Raw genomic sequence first — 16,357 nt, 5'->3', positions numbered from 1 at the left:
CTGCGCCTGGGAACAACGTTCACGATGCTAGCGGAGTTCCCACACGAACGATTTCGGCACTGTCATGTCTCGAACAGATCTGCCTGATCCCCCTCCCCGCGTCCCGGCGGGGTGAGCCCGAGGTGCCGCCACGCGGCGGGGGTGGCGACACGGCCCCTGGGCGTGCGGGCCAGCAGCCCCTCACGGACGAGGAAGGGCTCGGCCACCTCCTCGACGGTCTCCCGCTCCTCCCCCACCGCCACCGCGAGGGTGGACACCCCGACCGGGCCGCCGCCGAAGAGCCGCAGCAGCACGTCGAGGACCGAGCGGTCCAGGCGGTCGAGGCCACGCTCGTCCACCTCGTACACCGCGAGGGCCGCCCGCGCCGTCTCCCGGGTGACCACCCCGTCGGCCCGGACCTGCGCGTAGTCCCGCACCCGCCGCAGCAGCCGGTTCGCGATCCGGGGCGTGCCGCGGGAGCGGCCGGCGATCTCCGCCGCCCCGTCCGCGGTGACCTCGACGGCGAGCAGGCCGGCCGAGCGGTGGACGACCCGCTCCAGCTCCGCGGGGGCGTAGAACTCGAGGTGACCGGTGAACCCGAAGCGGTCCCGCAGGGGCGGCGGCAGCAGCCCGGCCCGGGTGGTCGCGCCGACCAGGGTGAACGGGGGCAGTTCGAGGGGGATGGCGGTGGCACCCGGCCCCTTGCCGACCACGACGTCCACCCGGAAGTCCTCCATCGCCATGTACAGCATCTCCTCGGCGGGCCGGGACATCCGGTGGATCTCGTCGAGGAAGAGCACCTCCCCCTCGGCGAGCGAGGAGAGGATGGCCGCGAGGTCTCCCGCGTGCTGGATGGCGGGGCCGGAGGTGATGCGGATGGGAACGCCCATCTCGGCCGCGATGATCATGGACAGGGTGGTCTTGCCGAGCCCGGGAGCTCCCGAGAGCAGCACGTGGTCGGCGGTGGCGCCGCGGGCACGGGCGGCCCGCAGCACGAGGTCGAGCTGTTCGCGGACCCGGCCCTGCCCGATGAACTCCGCGAGGTCCTTCGGCCGCAGCGCCGCCTCCACCGCCAGGTCCTCACCGTCCGCGTCGGGCCCGACGAGCCGCTGGGCCTCGCCCGCCTCGGTGGGCTCCCGGGCGCTCACCGTGCCCTCCCGAGCGAACGGCGCGGTCGGCCCGCGGGCCCGCGTCCGGCGGCGGGCCGAGGGGCTCGGGGGTGCGGCGCGGCGGGCGGCGGGGGCGACGGCATCGTCGAGGCTCCTCGGCTGGTCGTGGGGCTGCTGGGGGCGGGGTGGCCGGCGGCCGTGGTCCGGCGGGCGGGTGGGCCGGCGGACGGGACGCGGTGGGCGGCGCTGAGCTGGGGCGACACTGGACTCAACGGCGGCTTCGGTTGAGGGTCTGGAGGGCGGCGCGCAGCAGGCTCGACACGTCGACCGCGGCGCCGTCCGGGCCGTCCGCCTCCGCCCGGGGGGCGACGGCGAGCACCGCCTGCTCCGCGTCCCGCGCCGTGTACCCGAGGCCGACGAGGGCCGTGTGCAGCTGGTCGCGCCAGCCCACGGCGGCCGGCGCCGCCGGGCCGGCCGCGCCGGCCGGGGAGGTGGTCCCGAGGGGCTCGCCGAGACGGTCCTTCAGCTCCAGCAGCAGCTTCTGCGCGCCCTTCTTTCCGATGCCGGGCACGGCGGTGAGGGCCTTCTCGTCGCCGGAGGCGACGGCCCGTCGCAGCGCGTCGGGGCTGTGCACCGCGAGCATCGCCTGGGCCAGCCGCGGGCCGACGCCGCTCGCGGTCTGCAGCAGCTCGAAGACCTGCCGCTCGTCATCCTCCAGGAAGCCGTAGAGCGTGAGCGAGTCCTCGCGGACCACGAGGGACGTCGCGAGCCTGGCGGGCTCGCCGACGCGGAGCCGGGCGAGGGTGCCGGGCACGCACTGCACGGCCACCCCGATCCCCCCCACCTCCACCACGGCGGCGTCGGGGGCCAGGGCGGCGACGGTCCCGGAGACGAAGGCGATCATGACGGGGTGCGGCCCTTCCACGGCGGGGGGACGGAGTCGGCGTGGGCGGCGTACGCCCGCCGGAGGCGGTCCTGGGCGGCGCCACGCCAGATGTGGCAGATGGCCAGCGCCAGGGCGTCGGCGGCGTCGGCGGGCCGGGGCGGCTCCGACAGCCGCAGCAGCCGCGTGACCATGGCGCCGACCTGGGCCTTGTCCGCCCGCCCGCTGCCGGTGACGGCCGCCTTCACCTCGCTCGGGGTGTGCAGCGCGACGGGCAGGCCGCGGCGGGCCGCGGCGAGCATGGCGACCGCGCTGGCCTGGGCGGTGCCCATCACGGTGCGGACGTTGTGCTGGCTGAAGACCCGCTCGACGGCCACGGCGTCGGGCCGGTGGGCGTCCAGCCACTCCTCGACGCCGCGCTCGATGCCGAGCAGCCGCAGCGCGGTCTCGTCGTCCGCGGAGGTGCGCACGACGCCGACGTCCACCATCCGCAACGGTCCGCCGGGGGCGCCGTCCACCACGCCGATGCCGCACCGGGTGAGCCCGGGGTCGACGCCGAGCACGCGCATCGCCCACCTCGCCTTCGCCTGATCCGTCCTGGTGATGCTGGGCAGGCTACCGGCCGCCACCGACAACGCCGGGTGGCCACGGCTGGCGGGGCCCTCCGGGACGCCCGGGGCTCAGGCGTCGACCTTCGCCATGATCTCGTCGGGGACGTCGAAGTTGGCGAAGACGTTCTGCACGTCGTCGCTGTCCTCCAGGGCCTCGATGAGCCGGAAGATCCGGCGCGCGCCGTCCTCGTCGAGCTCCACCTGCATGGTGGGGAGGAAGCTGTTGTCCGCCGAGTCGTAGTCGATGCCGGCGTCCTGCAGCGCGGTGCGCACGCCGACGAGGTCACCGGCCTCGCTGACGACCTCGAAGGACTCGCCCAGGTCGTTGACCTCCTCGGCGCCGGCGTCGAGGACCGCGCCGAGCACGTCGTCCTCGCTCAGCGTCCCCTTGGGGACGATGATCACGCCCTTGCGCTGGAAGAGGTACGAGACCGAGCCGGGGTCGGCCATGGAGCCGCCGTTGCGCGTCATGGCGACGCGGACGTCGGAGGCGGCGCGGTTGCGGTTGTCGGTGAGGCACTCGATCAGGACGGCCACACCGCCGGGGCCGTACCCCTCGTACATGATCGTCTGGTAGTCGGCGCCACCGGCCTCCAGGCCGGCGCCGCGCTTGACCGCGCGATCGATGTTGGTGTTGGGGACCGAGCTCTTCTTCGCCTTCTGGATCGCGTCGTAGAGGGTCGGGTTACCGTCCGGGTCGCCGCCTCCGGTGCGGGCCGCGACCTCGATGTTCTTGATCAGCTTGGCGAAGAGCTTGCCCCGCTTGGCATCGATCACGGCCTTCTTGTGCTTGGTGGTTGCCCACTTGGAGTGGCCGGACACGCCCTTCTCCTTCGCTGTCACCAACTTCTGCCGACACCGTGATCCTACCGGCAGCCGAAGGTCAGCCGACCGCCAGCACCATCTCGGTGAACAGACGGTGCACGCGGTGGTCGCCGGTCAGCTCCGGATGGAACGCCGTCGCGAGCAGCCGTCCCTGCCGCACGGCGACGGGATGCCCGTCGTAGGTGGCCAGGGGCTCGGCGGCGGCGCCGACGGACTCCACCCACGGTGCGCGGATGAAGACGCCGGGGACCGGTCCGCCGGTCACCCCGGCGACCTCGACCTCCGCCTCGAAGGACTCGTTCTGCCGGCCGAAGGCGTTGCGGCGCACGATCATGTCGATGCCGCCGATGGTCTCCTGGCCCGAGCGCGGGTCGAGGATCTTGTCCGCGAGCATGATCATGCCCGCGCAGGAGCCGTACGCCGGCATCCCGCCGTGCACCCGTGCCCGCAGCGGCTCCAACAGCCCGAAGGCCGTCGCCAGCTTGGAGATGGTGGTGGACTCGCCGCCGGGGATCACCAGCCCCGAGACCTCGGCGAGTTCCTCGGGCCGGCGCACGGGCACGGCGCGGGCACCGGCCGCGGCCAGCGCGGCCAGGTGCTCGCGGACGTCGCCCTGGAGGGCGAGGACGCCGATCAGGGGTGCGGTCACTGCTGTGCTGCCTCCGCTCGCCGTGGTGCCTTCGGTCGCCGCGTCACCAACCGCGACCCGCGTAGCGCTCGGTGTCGGAGAGGGTGTCCATGTTGATGCCGACCATGGCCTCGCCCAGGCCGCGCGAGACGTCCGCGATGACCTTCGGGTCGTCGTGGAAGGTGGTGGCCTTGACGATGGCGGCGGCGCGCCTGGCGGGGTCACCGGACTTGAAGATCCCGGAGCCGACGAAGACGCCCTCGGCGCCGAGCTGGCACATCAGCGCCGCGTCCGCCGGGGTCGCCACGCCGCCGGCGGAGAAGAGCACCACGGGCAGCTTGCCGAGCTCGGCGACCTCCTTGACCAGCTCGTACGGGGCGCGCAGCTCCTTGGCGGCGGCGTACAGCTCGTGGCGGTCCAGTCCCCTGAGGCGGGCGATGTCGCCGCGGATCTGCCGCATGTGGCGCACGGCCTCGACGACGTTGCCCGTGCCGGCCTCGCCCTTGGAACGGATCATGGCCGCGCCCTCGGAGATCCGCCGCAGCGCCTCGCCGAGGTTGGTGGCGCCGCAGACGAACGGGGTGGTGAAGGCCCACTTGTCCGTGTGGTTGACCTCGTCGGCGGGCGTGAGGACCTCGGACTCGTCGATGTAGTCGACGCCGAGGGCCTGGAGGACCTGGGCCTCGACGAGGTGCCCGATCCGGGACTTGGCCATCACGGGTATGGAGACGGCCTCGATGATGCCCTCGATCATGTCGGGGTCGGACATGCGGGCCACGCCGCCGTCCTTGCGGATGTCGGCGGGGACGCGTTCGAGGGCCATGACCGCCACCGCGCCGGCGTCCTCGGCGATCTTCGCCTGGTCCGGCGTGACGACGTCCATGATCACGCCGCCCTTGAGCTGCTCGGCCATGCCGCGCTTGACCCGGGCGGTGCCGGTGGCGGGGGCCTGGGGGGTGGACGGCGTGCTGGGGGCAGGGCTGGACACGGGAGCTGACCTCACTCAACGGAGACGGTGGACGGGTGCGGCGTGAACGGGACGCGGGGCACGCGCCGGGACGGACGCCGGCCACCACCATCGTAGGTCTGTTCGGACAGAAGCCACGAACGGCGGTCGGCGACGACCCGGGCCGCCCCCTCCAGCGATGACACCGCGCCACCACGGGAACGGAAAGGGCCAATCGGTCTCGGGTGGCCTGCGGACGCGTCCCCTCGTCGTGGCCACTCGTCGTGGCCACGTCGTCGCGCCGGCTCGCGAGGGGGTCAGGAGGGTTCGAGTGCCCGGGGCGGCTCGTCGTCCATCTCGAAGGCGAGGGGGAACGGCGCGTGCCCGGCGAGCCGGAACCACCGCACGGTGCGGTGACGGCGCAGCGCGCGGGCGGCGCGCACCGCGTCGTTGTGGAAGCGCCGGGCCATGGGCACCCGGCGCACCGCCGCGACCAGCTCCTCCGCGGACGCCTCGCCGCCGGGCGCGTCACGGACCGCCCGCACCTGCGTGTCCTCGGCGAAGACGGCGCGCAGCGCCTGGCTCAGCTCGCTCTCGGCGACCTCGCGCTGCTCGTCCTCGGCCAGCCGTGCCGCGTGGGCCGCCTGGTAGAGGACCATGGAGGCGACCGGGTCGAGCACGCCTGCGGTGGCGAGTTCCTGGGCGATGGAGGCGCGGCGCAGCAGCTGCGCGTCGAGCGCCGCCCGCGCGGCGTCGAGGCGGGCGTGCAGCCGGTCCAGCCGCCCGGCGGTCCAGACGAGGTAGACCGCGACGAGCAGCAGCGCGCCGGCGATCCAGACGACGGTTGTCACGCCCGGTAACCCTACCGGTGGCGGCCGGGGCGCCGGCCGCGGGGGACGGGCGGCGCGCCCGGGGCTTCAGTCCCGGGCGAAGCCGAGACGGCTGAGCCAGCCGGCGCGGTCGTCGGGCGCCACCGCGCCGGCGCCGGCGGTGACCGTCTCGTAGACGGCGAGGATGTCGGAGCCGACGGTCGACCAGTCGAAGCGGCGCACGTGCCGGCTGCCGCGCTCGCGCAGCTCAGCCCGGCGGGCTGGATCGGACAGCAGCCGCGCCGCGGCGTCGGCCAGCGCCTCGGCGTTCTCGTTCGGGAACAGCTCGCCGGCCGCGCCGCCGTCGAGCACCTGGGCGAACGCGTCGAGGTCGCTGGCGAGCACGGGGGCGCCCGCGGACAGGGCCTCCACGAGGATGATCCCGAAGCTCTCGCCGCCGGTGTTCGGCGCCACGTACACGTCGACGCTGCGCAGCAGGCGCGCCTTGTCCTCGTCGCTGACCATGCCGAGGAACGTGACGCTCTGGCGGGCCTGCTCGGGCAGCAGGGCGAGGGCCTCCCGCTCGGCGCCGCGGCCCGCCACGAGCAGCCGGGTGTCGGGGTGGGAGGCGAGGATCCGCGGCAGCGCCCGCATCAGCACCGGCAGTCCCTTGCGGGGCTCGTCGATGCGGCCGATGAAGCCGATCGTGCCGCCCTGCCACTCGGCCTTGGGCTCGGCGTCGGCGAAGAAGTCGACGTCCACGCCGTTGGGGATGACGACGGCGTCGCCGCCCAGGTGCTCCACGAGCGTGCGGCGGGCGTACTCGCTGACCGCTATGCGCGCGCTGATCTTCTCCAGCGCCGGCTGGAGGATGGGGTAGGCGGCGATCATGGCCCGCGAGCGCGGGTTGGAGGTGTGGAAGGTGGCGACGATCGGGCCCCGGGCCGCCCAGCAGGTCAGCAGCGCCAGGGAGGGTGCCGCCGGCTCGTGGATGTGGAGCACCTCGAAGTCGCCCTCGTGGACCCAGCGCCTGACGCGGGCGGCGGAGAGGAACCCGAAGTTCAGGCGGGCGACCGAGCCGTTGTAGGGCACGGGGACGGCACGGCCGGCGGAGACGACGTAGGGCGGCAACGGGGTGTCGTCGTCGGCGGGCGCGAGGACCGACACGTGGTGGCCGAGGCGGATCAGGTGCTCGGCCAGGTCGCGCACGTGGAACTGGACGCCGCCGGGCACGTCCCAGGAGTACGGGCAGACGATGCCGATCCTCACCCGCTGCGCCTCCCGGTCCTGTCCGCTCCGCCGCCCTCGGCGACGTCGCCGCGTCGCGCCGCCGTGCTCCCCGCCGCCCCCGCGTCCTCGACCGGACCCGCCGGATCCTCCGGACCCGCCGGCCCTGTCGGCCCTGTCGGCTCCGCCGAGCGGCCGACGTCGGCCGTCCACAGCCGCTGGAGCATGTGCCAGTCGTGCGGGTGCGCGGCGATGCCCGCGGCGAAGTGGTCGGCGACCGCCTGGGTCATTACGCGCGCCTTCTCCGCCCGCGTCCCGGTCTCGGGCACGGGGACGGGAGCGTGGATGCGGCCGTTCATCACGGGCGGCTCGTCGTACCAGAGGGTCACCGGCAGGAGGGCGGCCCCCGTCTGGAGGGCCAGGATGGCCGGTCCCGCGGGCATCCGCGCGCCCTGCCCGAAGAAGTCGACCTCGATGCCCGCGGCCGACAGATCCCGGTCGGCGACGAGGCAGACGAGGCCGCCCTTGCGCAGCCGCTGGGCGAGCCTGCCGAACGAGGTGCCGCCGGTGTGGGCCAGCACCTCCATGCCGAGCTGCTCCCGGTAGGCGACGAAGCGGTCGAAGAGCGTCTCGGGCTTGAGGCGCTCGGCGACGGTGGCGAAGGGGACGCCGATCTCGGTGACGACCCACGCCCCCGCCAGGTCCCAGTTCGCCATGTGCGGCAGCACGACGACGGCGCCGCGGCCGCTGTCGAGCGCCTCGGTGAGGTGCTCGGCGCCCTCGGGGGCGAAGCTCTCACGGATGCGGTCGGCGGACCAGACGGACAGCCGGAACGCCTCCATCCAGTACCGCAGGTAGGACCGCATGCCGGCACGGCTGAGATCACGCAGCTCGGCGGGCGAGGCGGTGGGCACCACCCGGGCGAGGTTGGACTCCAGCCGGCGCACACCGGGGCCACGCCGGCGCCAGGCGGTGTCCGCGACGCGGCGGCCCAGGGCGCGCGCCGCCGGCTCGGGGAGGCGCTTGATGGTGGTCCACGCCGCTCCGTACAGCGCCGACGTCGCCCGATCCCTCATGCCGGGCCGCTCCGCCGGCCCTGCCCGTGGCCGCGCGTCCCCGGCCCGCCGGCCGCGTCGGCGCGCGCCTCCGGCGTGGAGCCCTCCCCGGGGCTGTGGGCGGGCCGGCTTCGGACTCCGTGCGCCGCCGTGGCCTTCGTCTCCCCGGCCTCGGTCTCGGTCTCCGTCTCGGCTTCGGATCCCGTCGCGCTCCCGGCCTCGGTCCTCTCCCCGGCGCCCTCCGCCTCCGCGTCCGCCTCGGCGGCCTCCCTGCGAACGGTGACGACCCGCTGCACCAGCGTGACCAGGCTGCCCACGGCGACCACCCACAGCGCGATCGGCAGCAGCACGCCGATGTGCGGCACCCCGAAGGTGGTCTCGAAGCCGGCGAAGCCGGCGAGGACCAGGGTGATCACCAGCCGCTCGGCGCGCTCGACGAGGCCGTTCACCGCGACGGGCAGGCCGATGCTGTTGCCCCTGGCCTTGGTGTACGACACGACCTGGCCGCTGGCCAGGCAGAACAGCGCGACGGAGCACAGCGTGAGGTTGTCGCCCTCGCCGGCGTACCACAGCGCGAGGCCCGAGAAGATCGCGGCGTCGGCGAGGCGGTCGAGGGTGGAGTCCAGGAACGCGCCCCAGCGGCTGGAGGAGCCGGCCTGCCGCGCCATGTTGCCGTCGACCATGTCGGAGAAGACGAACAACGTGATGACGAAGCTGCCCCAGAAGAACTCGCCTCGGGGAAAGAAGGCCAGCGCCCCCGTCATGACGCCCACCGTGCCGAAGAGCGTCACCGCGTCCGGACTCACCCCGAGCCTGAGCAGCAGGGCGGCGAACGGCGTGAGGACACGCGTGAAGAAAGCACGCGCGTACTTGTTGAGCATGACCTTCCCATGGGTCGCAGCGGGCCGTATTGATGTTCGGCCACCGACAGGGCCCATCGTAGCCACGCCGTGGGGGAGGCCGCGCAGCGGCCGTCGGCAGCGACCCCGCCCCGCCGCTACGCTGATCACCGCGCCGTCCTCGCCGCGCGGCACCGCGTGACCGCCTCCGGACGGTCACCGGCCGCACGCGGCAGGTGTGTGGGGCCCTCCGACTGGGAACGGGCCTGTCGGCGGCGCGATGCGGGACTAGGGATCCGACTGGGGGTCGGCGATGGCGTTGGAGTTCGACTTCGCTCCGGGGGCGCAGGTCCCTCTCTCGGGCGTGGGGGTGGGTCACACCGGCATCAGCCAGGCGATCGCCTCCGTCGCCTACCGGGAGGGCGTCAAACCCGAGGACATACGTGAGGCCAACGAGGGCGCCTCCGTGAAGAAGGGCCGGTTCACGCTGCTGGAGCCGGACCTCGGGGAGGCGTTCACGCGCGCCATCGAGACCCGGATGCTGGACGCGGGACGCAAGCCGCTGATCCAGTCCTTCGGCGCCGAGCCGCAGACGGTGGTCGAGCAGAGCCTGGCGGCCAAGCGCCTGCGCAGGCAGCGCGACCGGCGACTGACCACGGTCATGCTCGTGTTCGGGGTGCTGTTCCTGCCCGGCGTCGCCGTGTGGCTCGGGCTGTTCCAGCTGCGGCGCACCATCGCGGGCGCCCAGGACAAGCGGGCGGGCGCCTTCGGCATGGCGGCGCTCGTCGGCGTGGTGGCGCTGCTCGTGCTGCTGCTGGTGCGGGCGCCGTTGAACGGGGTGCTGCTGATCTACGCCTGGGCCTCGCTGGTGGCCCCGGTCCTGGGCTGGCTCTGGGCCCGGCAGCTGTGCGAACGCACCGCCAGGGCCCTGCGGGAGAACTGGGGCAACCTGGTGGGTGGCGGGGGCGGCGGCGCCCGCGTCCCCGAGGCGGTCCCGCAGAACCCGAACGACGCCGAGGCGGAGCGGCTGCGGGTGGCGTTGGCCAAGCTCGCCGCCGAGCAGAGCAGCAACCTCATCTACTACGGCGGGCCCGAGCAGGGCATACACGGCATGGGCGTGCGCTGGTGCGCCTGGCAGCTCGCCGAGGAGATGCGCCCCAGGGACCCGGGGCGGGACATCGACCCGTTCCGCAGCTGGGACGTGGCCCGCGCCATCCACGACCAGCTCAGGCTCCTGGAGCGGGGCCCGCTGCACACCGGCGGCTTCCCGACGCCGTCGATAGTCCACTGGATAGTCCGCGACGTGGGCGGGGCGAGCGAGGTGAGCCGCCCGAGCGGGGACGCGTCGGACGGCTTCAGCTTCAGCTCGGTGGAGGTCCAACGGATCTGCAACGAGCAGCAGTTCGACAGCGACGACCGGCACTACGTGGGCGTGCAGTTCGTGCTGCGCGGCGGATCGCTCGTGATCACCGTCATGATCTCGGTGACGGTCCTGCACTACACGCTGCGGATCGAGGTGACGGGATACTCCCTCGGCCCGCTGCACGGCTTCTTCTACAAGAAGCCGGGGTCGAAGTCGAAGAAGGTCCGCCACCCGGTGAAGTTCTGGAAGAAGGTCGACCGCCCGCTGCCACTGGTCGAGGTGCGGGAGGTGGTGCGGCTCGCGGCGCGCGCGCCGCTGACCTGGTTCCCCAAGCTGTTGGACGCCTGGGGCGGGACGCTCACGCTGCCCGAGCCGTTCGGGCTGCGCCACACCTGGGCCACGACCGACCACTGGGACCGGCGCTTCCAGGCGGACGACGCGCTGCGCGCCGTGACGCCGATCCTGCGCGTCGCCCACACCGCGGCCTTCCGCGTGCTGGAGGAGAACGGCGTGGACATCTCGAACTTCGAGTCGCGCTCGCAGTCGCTCAGCGGCCAGGTGCAGGCCCCGTCGCCGGCGAAGGTGGACAGGCACGCGATGTGACCGGCGGCGCCCTCACCGGGCGTCGTCCGTCGGTGGCCGGCCCCGTCAGTCGGTGGGCCAGGCCGCGGCGACCATCCGCCGGGTGTCGCCCAGCAGTTGCGGCAGCACCTTGGTGTGGCCGACCACCGGCATGAAGTTGGCGTCCCCCGCCCACCGGGGCACCACGTGCTGGTGCAGGTGGGCGGCGATGCCGGCGCCGGCGACCGCGCCCTGGTTCATGCCGATGTTGAAGCCGTGGGCCCCGGAGGCGGTGCGGATCGCCGCCATGGCCCGCTTGGTCAGCGCGGCCAGCTCCACGGTCTCCTCGGCGGTCAGCTCCGTGTAGTCCGCCACGTGGCGGTAGGGCACCACCATCAGGTGCCCCGGGCTGTAGGGGTAGAGGTTGAGGACGGCGTACACCGCCTCGCCGCGGGCGATGACCAGACCGTCCTCGTCGCTCTTCTCCGGGATCGCGCAGAACGGGCAGCCGTCCCCCGCGCCGGGGCCGCTGGGCTTGCCCTCGCCCTGGATGTAGGCCATCCGGTGAGGGGTCCACAGACGTTGGAACGCGTCCGGCGTGCCCACCCCGATCTGCTGCTCCGGCTCGCTGCTCATGGGGGCCAGCATATGGCCACGCGGTGTGGCGCGGAGCACTGCCTCACGCCCCCGCCGGACACCGGTCGCGGGGGCGGTGGAGGCCGTCCGTCGTCACTCGGTCGCCCGGCGCTCCCTTAGACCTGGACGCGCCGCGCCACGGCGTCGGCGATCTCCCGCAGCGCCTCGGAGCGGGGGATGCCGTTCTTCTGGGTGCCGTCGCGGTAGCGGAAGCTGACCGCGTCGTTCGCGATGTCCTCGTCTCCCGCGATGACCATGAACGGGACCTTGGAGCGCTGCGCGTTGCGGATCTTCTTCTGCATGCGGTCGCTGGAGGCGTCCACCTCCACCCGCAGCCGGAGCTCCTTCGCCTCGGCCGCGAACTGGCGCAGGTAGGGCACGTGGGCGTCGCCGATGGGGATGCCGACCGCCTGCACCGGGGCGAGCCAGGGAGGGAAGGCGCCGGCGTAGTGCTCCAACAGCACGGCGAAGAAGCGCTCGATCGAGCCGAAGAGCGCCCGGTGGATCATGACGGGCTGCTGCCGCGAACCGTCGGCGGCGGTGTACTCCAGGGCGAAGCGCTTGGGCTGCTGGAAGTCGACCTGGATGGTGGACATCTGCCAGCTGCGGCCGATGGCGTCCCTGGCCTGGACGGAGATCTTCGGACCGTAGTACGCGGCGCCGCCCGGATCGAGGACCAGTTCGAGCCCCTGCTTCTGCGCGGCCTGTCGCAGGGCCTCGGTGGCCTCCTCCCACTCCTCGTGCTCGCCGATGAACTTGCCCGAGTCGTCGCGGGTGGACAGCTCCAGGTAGAAGTCGGACAGACCGTAGTCGCGCAGCAGGCCGAGGACGAAGGTGAGCAGCGAGTCCAGCTCACCGGCCATCTGTTCCCTGGTGCAGTAGATGTGGGAGTCGTCCTGGGTGAACCCGCGGGCACGGGTCAGGCCGTGGACCACTCCGGACTTCTCGTAGCGATAGACCGTGCCGAACTCGAAAAGCCGCAACGGCAATTCCCGGTACGACCGCCCACGCGCCCGGAAGATCAGGTTGTGCATCGGGCAGTTCATCGCCTTGAGGTAATAGTCCTGCCCCTCGAATTCCATGGGCGGGAACATCGACTCGGCGTAGTTCGGAAGATGCCCGGAGGTCTCGAAGAGTCGCGCCTTCGAGATGTGCGGGGTGTTGACGAACTCGTATCCCTCGTCCTCGTGTCGCTGGCGCGAGTAGTCCTCCATCACGCGGCGCACGACGCCGCCCTTCGGATGGAAGACCGCGAGACCCGAGCCGAGTTCCTCGGGAATGGAGAAGAGGTCGAGCTCGGTGCCGAGGCGGCGGTGGTCGCGGCGCTCGGCCTCCGCGAGGAAGGCGAGGTGGGCCTTCAGCTCGTCCCTGGTCGGCCACGCGGTGCCGTAGATGCGCTGCAACTGCGGGTTCTTCTCGCTGCCGCGCCAGTAGGCGGCGGCGCTGCGCATCAGCTTGAACGCCGGGACGAGACGGGTGCTGGGCAGGTGCGGCCCCCGGCACAGGTCCTTCCAGCACAGCTCGCCGGTGGCGGCGTCGAGGTTGTCGTAGATCGTCAACTCGCCCTCGCCGACCTCGGCGGCGGCGCCCTCCGCCTCCTGCGCGGCAGAGCCCTTGAGGCCGATCAGCTCCAGCTTGTACGGCTCTTCGGCGAGTTCGGCGCGCGCCTGCTCGTCGCTGACCGCGCGTCGGGAGAAACGCTGGCCCTGCTTGACGATCTGCTGCATCCGCTTCTCGATCCGCCCCAGGTCCTCGGGCTGGAAGGGCTGCTCGACGTCGAAGTCGTAGTAGAAGCCGTCCCGGATGGGCGGGCCGATGCCGAGCCGCGCGTCGGGGAAGAGGTCCTGCACGGCCTGGGCGAGGACGTGCGCCGTGGAGTGGCGCAGGATGTCGAGGCCGTCGGGGGAGTCGATCGCGACAGGCTCGACCTCGTCGCCCTCGGCGAGCGGATGGGCCAGGTCTCGCAGGGTGCCGCCGACGCGGGCGGCGATGACGGACCGCTCGCCCTCGAAGAGCGCGGCGGCGGTCGTACCCGTGGTCACCACGCGCTGTTCCCACTCGGAATCGCGTCGAATGACCACACGGACCTCGGACACCGGTCTCTCCTGACTCGTGACGGTGGCGGCTGCGAGCAGCGGGCGCGGCGGTGGCCACGCCGAGAGCGCATGCTACCGGGCCACGCGTCGGCGCCGCGAAACGCGGGCCGCCGGAGCATCGATCGCGAGCCGTCGCCACGGAGGGGCGGGGCCGCCGCCGCACGGCCACCGACGTGACGAAAGGCCGGCCGCGTCGGACGCGGCCGGCCTTTCCGGGGTGGGCGATACTGGGATCGAACCAGTGACCTCTTCGGTGTGAACGAAGCGCTCTCCCGCTGAGCTAATCGCCCGGGAGTCGTGCCCTGCGGCACGGAGAGAACCATACAGGGCTCCACGCCCCTCATCCAAACCCTCTTCCGCGGACCGCTCTCCCGGCGCCCGGGCGCCGAACTCGGGGGCGGGGCGCGGGCGCCCGTCGCGGAGCCCAGGGCTCCGGGCCGCGCGGCTCGTCGAAGCGGCCCATGGAGCGCCGGCCGCGGACCGGGGTGCGGTGCCGGAGGTCGGGGGAAGGAAGGCGGGGAGGCCCACGCCGCCCGTCGGACGAGCCGGACCGGCCCTCCTTCGCCGCCCGAAACCGGCGACGATTCCGTTTACGGGCTACCTCGGGCGCTCGCGACCGAATGTTTCCGATTTCACCAACCCGGCGTGTAACGATTCATATTGCCTTATCAGATATAGGCATTCGTCCATTGGAATGATGTTAATCGCCACATTTTCCTCAGAGGTGTTTACAACCGGGTCGTTTGTGGCATGTCGATTGCGCCGACGTGCGAATCCCCGAGCGCACACTGAGCGAAAGGCCCTGGCGCTTATGAACACCACGGTCAGCTGCGAGCTGCACCTGCGCCTCGTAGTTTCGAGCGAGTCATCGCTACCTGTACCCGCGGGGCTGCGGTATGACACGGCCGATCCCTACGCCGTCCATGCCACGTTCCACACGGGAGCCGAGGAAACCGTCGAGTGGGTATTCGCCCGCGATCTGCTGGCCGAAGGACTCCACCGCCCCACCGGCACTGGCGACGTGCGGGTGTGGCCGTCACGCAGCCACGGGCAGGGAGTCGTCTGCATCGCCCTCAGCTCACCCGAGGGCGAGGCGTTGCTGGAGGCTCCGGCGCGCGCGCTGGAGTCGTTCCTGAAGCGGACCGACGCCGCGGTGCCACCCGGCACGGAGCACCGCCACTTCGATCTCGACACGGAGCTCTCCCACATCCTCGCGGAGAGCTGACAGACTCGCCGGTTCTCCGCGCCGTCTGACTCGGGGCGACGGCGCGGGACCGGCGACAGCAGGACGGCGGAGGAGAGGAGAACACCGGGTCACGCGAGGGCGGACCGACCGACCACCTCACAGCAGGAACTGGTCGTACACCCCCGTGATGAGCAGCAGGGCGCCGATGACCGTCAGGAAGAGGATCAACGGCGGCTGCGAGAGCGCGAACAGACAACCCCGCCCCTCGGCGGGGGCGACGTGCGTCGCCGGCTCGGCTGGGTGGGATCCCTGGGATCGGTTCGTGGGTTCGGGAGCGTACTCCCTCGTGATGTGCGCCATGTCGCGGCGATCATGACCCAAGCGAAGCCCTCGTCGCGATCAACACACCCTTCTTGCCCGGAAATTCGCTAAAGTTCGGTCTGCGTGCGTCCAGGTGCTGTGCACCGTGCGGTCCTGACCTGCGATCCCGTGCCGCCGGGCGGACGTCACGCCGTCCCGCCCGACCTCAGATGCCGTGCTTGCGCAGGATCTCCTCGATCTCGGAGAAGTCCGAGGCGTCATCCGACCGACCACCGCCGCCACCCCTGCGGGTGAGGCCGCGCCGCCCTCCCGCGGGCGGTTCGGGAGCGGCGGCGCCCGCGGCACCGCGCTCCACGCGCGCCGCGCGCCCCCGCCCCTCCGCAAGGCGGGCGGAGAGGAACATCAGCACGGCGACGGCCAGCACCCCGAAACCCGCCCAGGCGACGGGGTTGAAGGTCATGTTGACGACGAAGCGCACCACGCCGGTCATGGCCAGCCCCACGGGCAGCAGGGCCACGGCGGCGATCCGCAACGCGGCCGCGTACCGACGCCGGCGCGCCACCAGCAGCGCCACGCCGAGCCCGGCCGCGGATATCAGGGTGCAGACGGTGCCAATCAGCATCTATCCATCGTGCCTCCTCACCCCCCGGCGAAGCCATGGCCACGGCGGGGGATCAGGGATATTTCGGGGATCACCCGCCGGGGTGGAAGACTGGGGCGCCATGAGCGAGACGAGCCCGCACCGCGTCGTGCTGGAGGTCTGGTGCGACCTCGAGTGCCCCGACTGCCACCGGGCCGAGGCGGACCTGCGCGCCCTGCGCGAACGGTTCGGCACGACCCTGGTGATCCGTCGGCGCCACTTCCCCCTCCCCCGCCACCGTCACGCCCTCGCGGCGGCGCAGGCGGCCGAGGAGGCGTACGCCCAGGGACGGGGCGAGGAGTACTGCGCGGCGTTGCTGGCCCGCACCGAGGAGCTGACCAAGCGGGGCGAGCCGCTGCTGGCCGAGGTGGCCGGAGAGCTCGGGCTCGACGCCGAGGAGGTGGCCACGGCGCTGATCGACGGGCGCCACCTGCTGGCCGTCGACGCCGACCACGCCGAGGGGCAGGCCATCGGCGTCACCGGGACGCCCACGTACGTGATCGGCGACGAGCGGCTGGACGGCGGCAGGAGCCAGGAGGGTCTGCGGGAGCGGATCACCGCGATCGCCGAGCGACTGCTCGCCTGACGCGGACCGGACGACGGGCGGCACGGCCCCGCGCCGAACCCGGCCCGTTCCCTTGTC

At 72.9% G+C, this 16,357-nt stretch carries 16 protein-coding genes, 1 tRNA gene and 1 pseudogene; 3 read left to right on the top strand and 15 right to left on the bottom strand.

Going from position 1 to position 16,357, the window contains the following annotated elements:
- Positions 1 to 62: 62 nt before the first annotated feature.
- The 10 genes and pseudogenes from ruvB to pgsA all read right to left on the bottom strand — a co-directional run.
- A complete protein-coding gene (gene ruvB / locus ACTWP5_RS08510) occupies positions 63 to 1,127 on the bottom strand; it encodes a Holliday junction branch migration DNA helicase RuvB (RefSeq protein WP_443220159.1) in 1,065 nt (354 codons plus the stop codon).
- A 229-nt stretch (positions 1,128 to 1,356) separates the two neighbouring features.
- Complete coding sequence (gene ruvA / locus ACTWP5_RS08505) at positions 1,357 to 1,992, bottom strand: Holliday junction branch migration protein RuvA (protein WP_443220158.1); 636 nt, start codon at positions 1,990 to 1,992, stop codon at positions 1,357 to 1,359.
- Positions 1,989 to 2,540 carry a crossover junction endodeoxyribonuclease RuvC gene (gene ruvC, locus ACTWP5_RS08500; protein WP_443220157.1) on the bottom strand — a complete coding sequence of 184 codons (552 nt, stop codon included), beginning with the start codon at positions 2,538 to 2,540 and terminating at the stop codon, positions 1,989 to 1,991. Before ruvC ends, ruvA begins: the two co-directional genes overlap by 4 nt.
- A gap of 111 nt (positions 2,541 to 2,651) precedes the next feature.
- Positions 2,652 to 3,404 carry a YebC/PmpR family DNA-binding transcriptional regulator gene (locus tag ACTWP5_RS08495; protein ID WP_443220156.1) on the bottom strand — a complete coding sequence of 251 codons (753 nt, stop codon included), beginning with the start codon at positions 3,402 to 3,404 and terminating at the stop codon, positions 2,652 to 2,654.
- Between the two features lie 61 nt (positions 3,405 to 3,465).
- Positions 3,466 to 4,056 (bottom strand): pyridoxal 5'-phosphate synthase glutaminase subunit PdxT, encoded by a 591-nt coding sequence (pdxT, locus tag ACTWP5_RS08490; protein WP_443220155.1) that lies wholly within the window; start codon positions 4,054 to 4,056, stop codon positions 3,466 to 3,468.
- A gap of 43 nt (positions 4,057 to 4,099) precedes the next feature.
- Positions 4,100 to 5,023, bottom strand: a complete 924-nt coding sequence (gene pdxS, locus ACTWP5_RS08485; RefSeq protein WP_443220154.1) for a pyridoxal 5'-phosphate synthase lyase subunit PdxS — start codon at positions 5,021 to 5,023, stop codon at positions 4,100 to 4,102.
- Between the two features lie 275 nt (positions 5,024 to 5,298).
- Positions 5,299 to 5,832, bottom strand: coding sequence for a hypothetical protein (locus ACTWP5_RS08480; protein ID WP_443220153.1), 534 nt, complete (start codon positions 5,830 to 5,832; stop codon positions 5,299 to 5,301).
- Positions 5,833 to 5,898: 66 nt separating this feature from the next.
- Positions 5,899 to 7,059, bottom strand: a complete 1,161-nt coding sequence (locus tag ACTWP5_RS08475) for a glycosyltransferase family 4 protein (RefSeq protein WP_443220152.1) — start codon at positions 7,057 to 7,059, stop codon at positions 5,899 to 5,901.
- On the bottom strand, positions 7,056 to 8,093 hold the full coding sequence (locus ACTWP5_RS08470; RefSeq protein ID WP_443220151.1) for a phosphatidylinositol mannoside acyltransferase: 1,038 nt from the start codon (positions 8,091 to 8,093) through the stop codon (positions 7,056 to 7,058). Before ACTWP5_RS08470 ends, ACTWP5_RS08475 begins: the two co-directional genes overlap by 4 nt.
- Positions 8,094 to 8,299: 206 nt before the next feature.
- Positions 8,300 to 8,953 (bottom strand): annotated as a pseudogene (gene pgsA / locus ACTWP5_RS08465) (phosphatidylinositol phosphate synthase); the annotation flags it as partial.
- A gap of 271 nt (positions 8,954 to 9,224) precedes the next feature.
- Between pgsA and ACTWP5_RS08460 the strand changes: the two are divergent.
- A complete protein-coding gene (locus ACTWP5_RS08460) occupies positions 9,225 to 10,877 on the top strand; it encodes a hypothetical protein (protein WP_443220150.1) in 1,653 nt (550 codons plus the stop codon).
- A 45-nt stretch (positions 10,878 to 10,922) separates the two neighbouring features.
- Here ACTWP5_RS08460 and ACTWP5_RS08455 read toward each other — a convergent pair whose 3' ends face one another.
- From ACTWP5_RS08455 to ACTWP5_RS08445, 3 genes are all read right to left on the bottom strand, one after another.
- Positions 10,923 to 11,483, bottom strand: coding sequence for an HIT family protein (locus ACTWP5_RS08455; RefSeq protein WP_443220149.1), 561 nt, complete (start codon positions 11,481 to 11,483; stop codon positions 10,923 to 10,925).
- Positions 11,484 to 11,587: 104 nt separating this feature from the next.
- On the bottom strand, positions 11,588 to 13,567 hold the full coding sequence (gene thrS, locus ACTWP5_RS08450) for a threonine--tRNA ligase (protein ID WP_443220148.1): 1,980 nt from the start codon (positions 13,565 to 13,567) through the stop codon (positions 11,588 to 11,590).
- A gap of 218 nt (positions 13,568 to 13,785) precedes the next feature.
- Positions 13,786 to 13,857: transfer RNA gene (locus tag ACTWP5_RS08445), tRNA-Val, on the bottom strand.
- A 521-nt stretch (positions 13,858 to 14,378) separates the two neighbouring features.
- On the opposite strand from ACTWP5_RS08445, the gene ACTWP5_RS08440 reads away from it, so the two are divergent.
- Positions 14,379 to 14,792, top strand: a complete 414-nt coding sequence (locus ACTWP5_RS08440; RefSeq protein WP_003959770.1) for an SsgA family sporulation/cell division regulator — start codon at positions 14,379 to 14,381, stop codon at positions 14,790 to 14,792.
- Between the two features lie 117 nt (positions 14,793 to 14,909).
- Here the strand turns inward: ACTWP5_RS08440 and ACTWP5_RS08435 are convergent, their stop codons facing one another.
- Together ACTWP5_RS08435 and ACTWP5_RS08430 are read right to left on the bottom strand one after the other, a co-directional pair.
- Complete coding sequence (locus tag ACTWP5_RS08435; RefSeq protein ID WP_443220147.1) at positions 14,910 to 15,113, bottom strand: hypothetical protein; 204 nt, start codon at positions 15,111 to 15,113, stop codon at positions 14,910 to 14,912.
- A 166-nt stretch (positions 15,114 to 15,279) separates the two neighbouring features.
- Entirely contained in the window at positions 15,280 to 15,696 is a 417-nt protein-coding gene (locus ACTWP5_RS08430) for a hypothetical protein (RefSeq protein ID WP_443220146.1), read from the bottom strand.
- 100 nt (positions 15,697 to 15,796) lie between these two features.
- Between ACTWP5_RS08430 and ACTWP5_RS08425 the strand changes: the two genes are divergently transcribed.
- A complete protein-coding gene (locus ACTWP5_RS08425; protein WP_443220145.1) occupies positions 15,797 to 16,300 on the top strand; it encodes a DsbA family protein in 504 nt (167 codons plus the stop codon).
- Positions 16,301 to 16,357 lie beyond the last annotated feature (57 nt).

This window comes from Streptomyces sp. 4N509B (assembly GCF_052245655.1).
Taxonomy (GTDB): Bacteria; Actinomycetota; Actinomycetes; order Streptomycetales; family Streptomycetaceae; genus Streptomyces.
This window is presented reverse-complemented; position numbering and strand designations above follow the sequence as displayed.

What these genes read in the sequence shown, in the direction of transcription:
- ruvA (WP_443220158.1), bottom strand. Translation starts at nt 1,992, where the DNA reads ATGATCGCCTTCGTCTCCGGGACCGTCGCCGCCCTGGCCCCCGACGCC.
- ruvC (WP_443220157.1), bottom strand. Translation starts at nt 2,540, where the DNA reads ATGCGCGTGCTCGGCGTCGACCCCGGGCTCACCCGGTGCGGCATCGGC.
- ACTWP5_RS08455 (WP_443220149.1), bottom strand. Translation starts at nt 11,483, where the DNA reads ATGCTGGCCCCCATGAGCAGCGAGCCGGAGCAGCAGATCGGGGTGGGC.
- ACTWP5_RS08435 (WP_443220147.1), bottom strand. Translation starts at nt 15,113, where the DNA reads ATGGCGCACATCACGAGGGAGTACGCTCCCGAACCCACGAACCGATCC.
- ACTWP5_RS08425 (WP_443220145.1), top strand. Translation starts at nt 15,797, where the DNA reads ATGAGCGAGACGAGCCCGCACCGCGTCGTGCTGGAGGTCTGGTGCGAC.
- ACTWP5_RS08440 (WP_003959770.1), top strand. Translation starts at nt 14,379, where the DNA reads ATGAACACCACGGTCAGCTGCGAGCTGCACCTGCGCCTCGTAGTTTCG.
- ACTWP5_RS08430 (WP_443220146.1), bottom strand. Translation starts at nt 15,696, where the DNA reads ATGCTGATTGGCACCGTCTGCACCCTGATATCCGCGGCCGGGCTCGGC.
- ACTWP5_RS08460 (WP_443220150.1), top strand. Translation starts at nt 9,225, where the DNA reads ATGGCGTTGGAGTTCGACTTCGCTCCGGGGGCGCAGGTCCCTCTCTCG.
- ACTWP5_RS08470 (WP_443220151.1), bottom strand. Translation starts at nt 8,093, where the DNA reads ATGAGGGATCGGGCGACGTCGGCGCTGTACGGAGCGGCGTGGACCACC.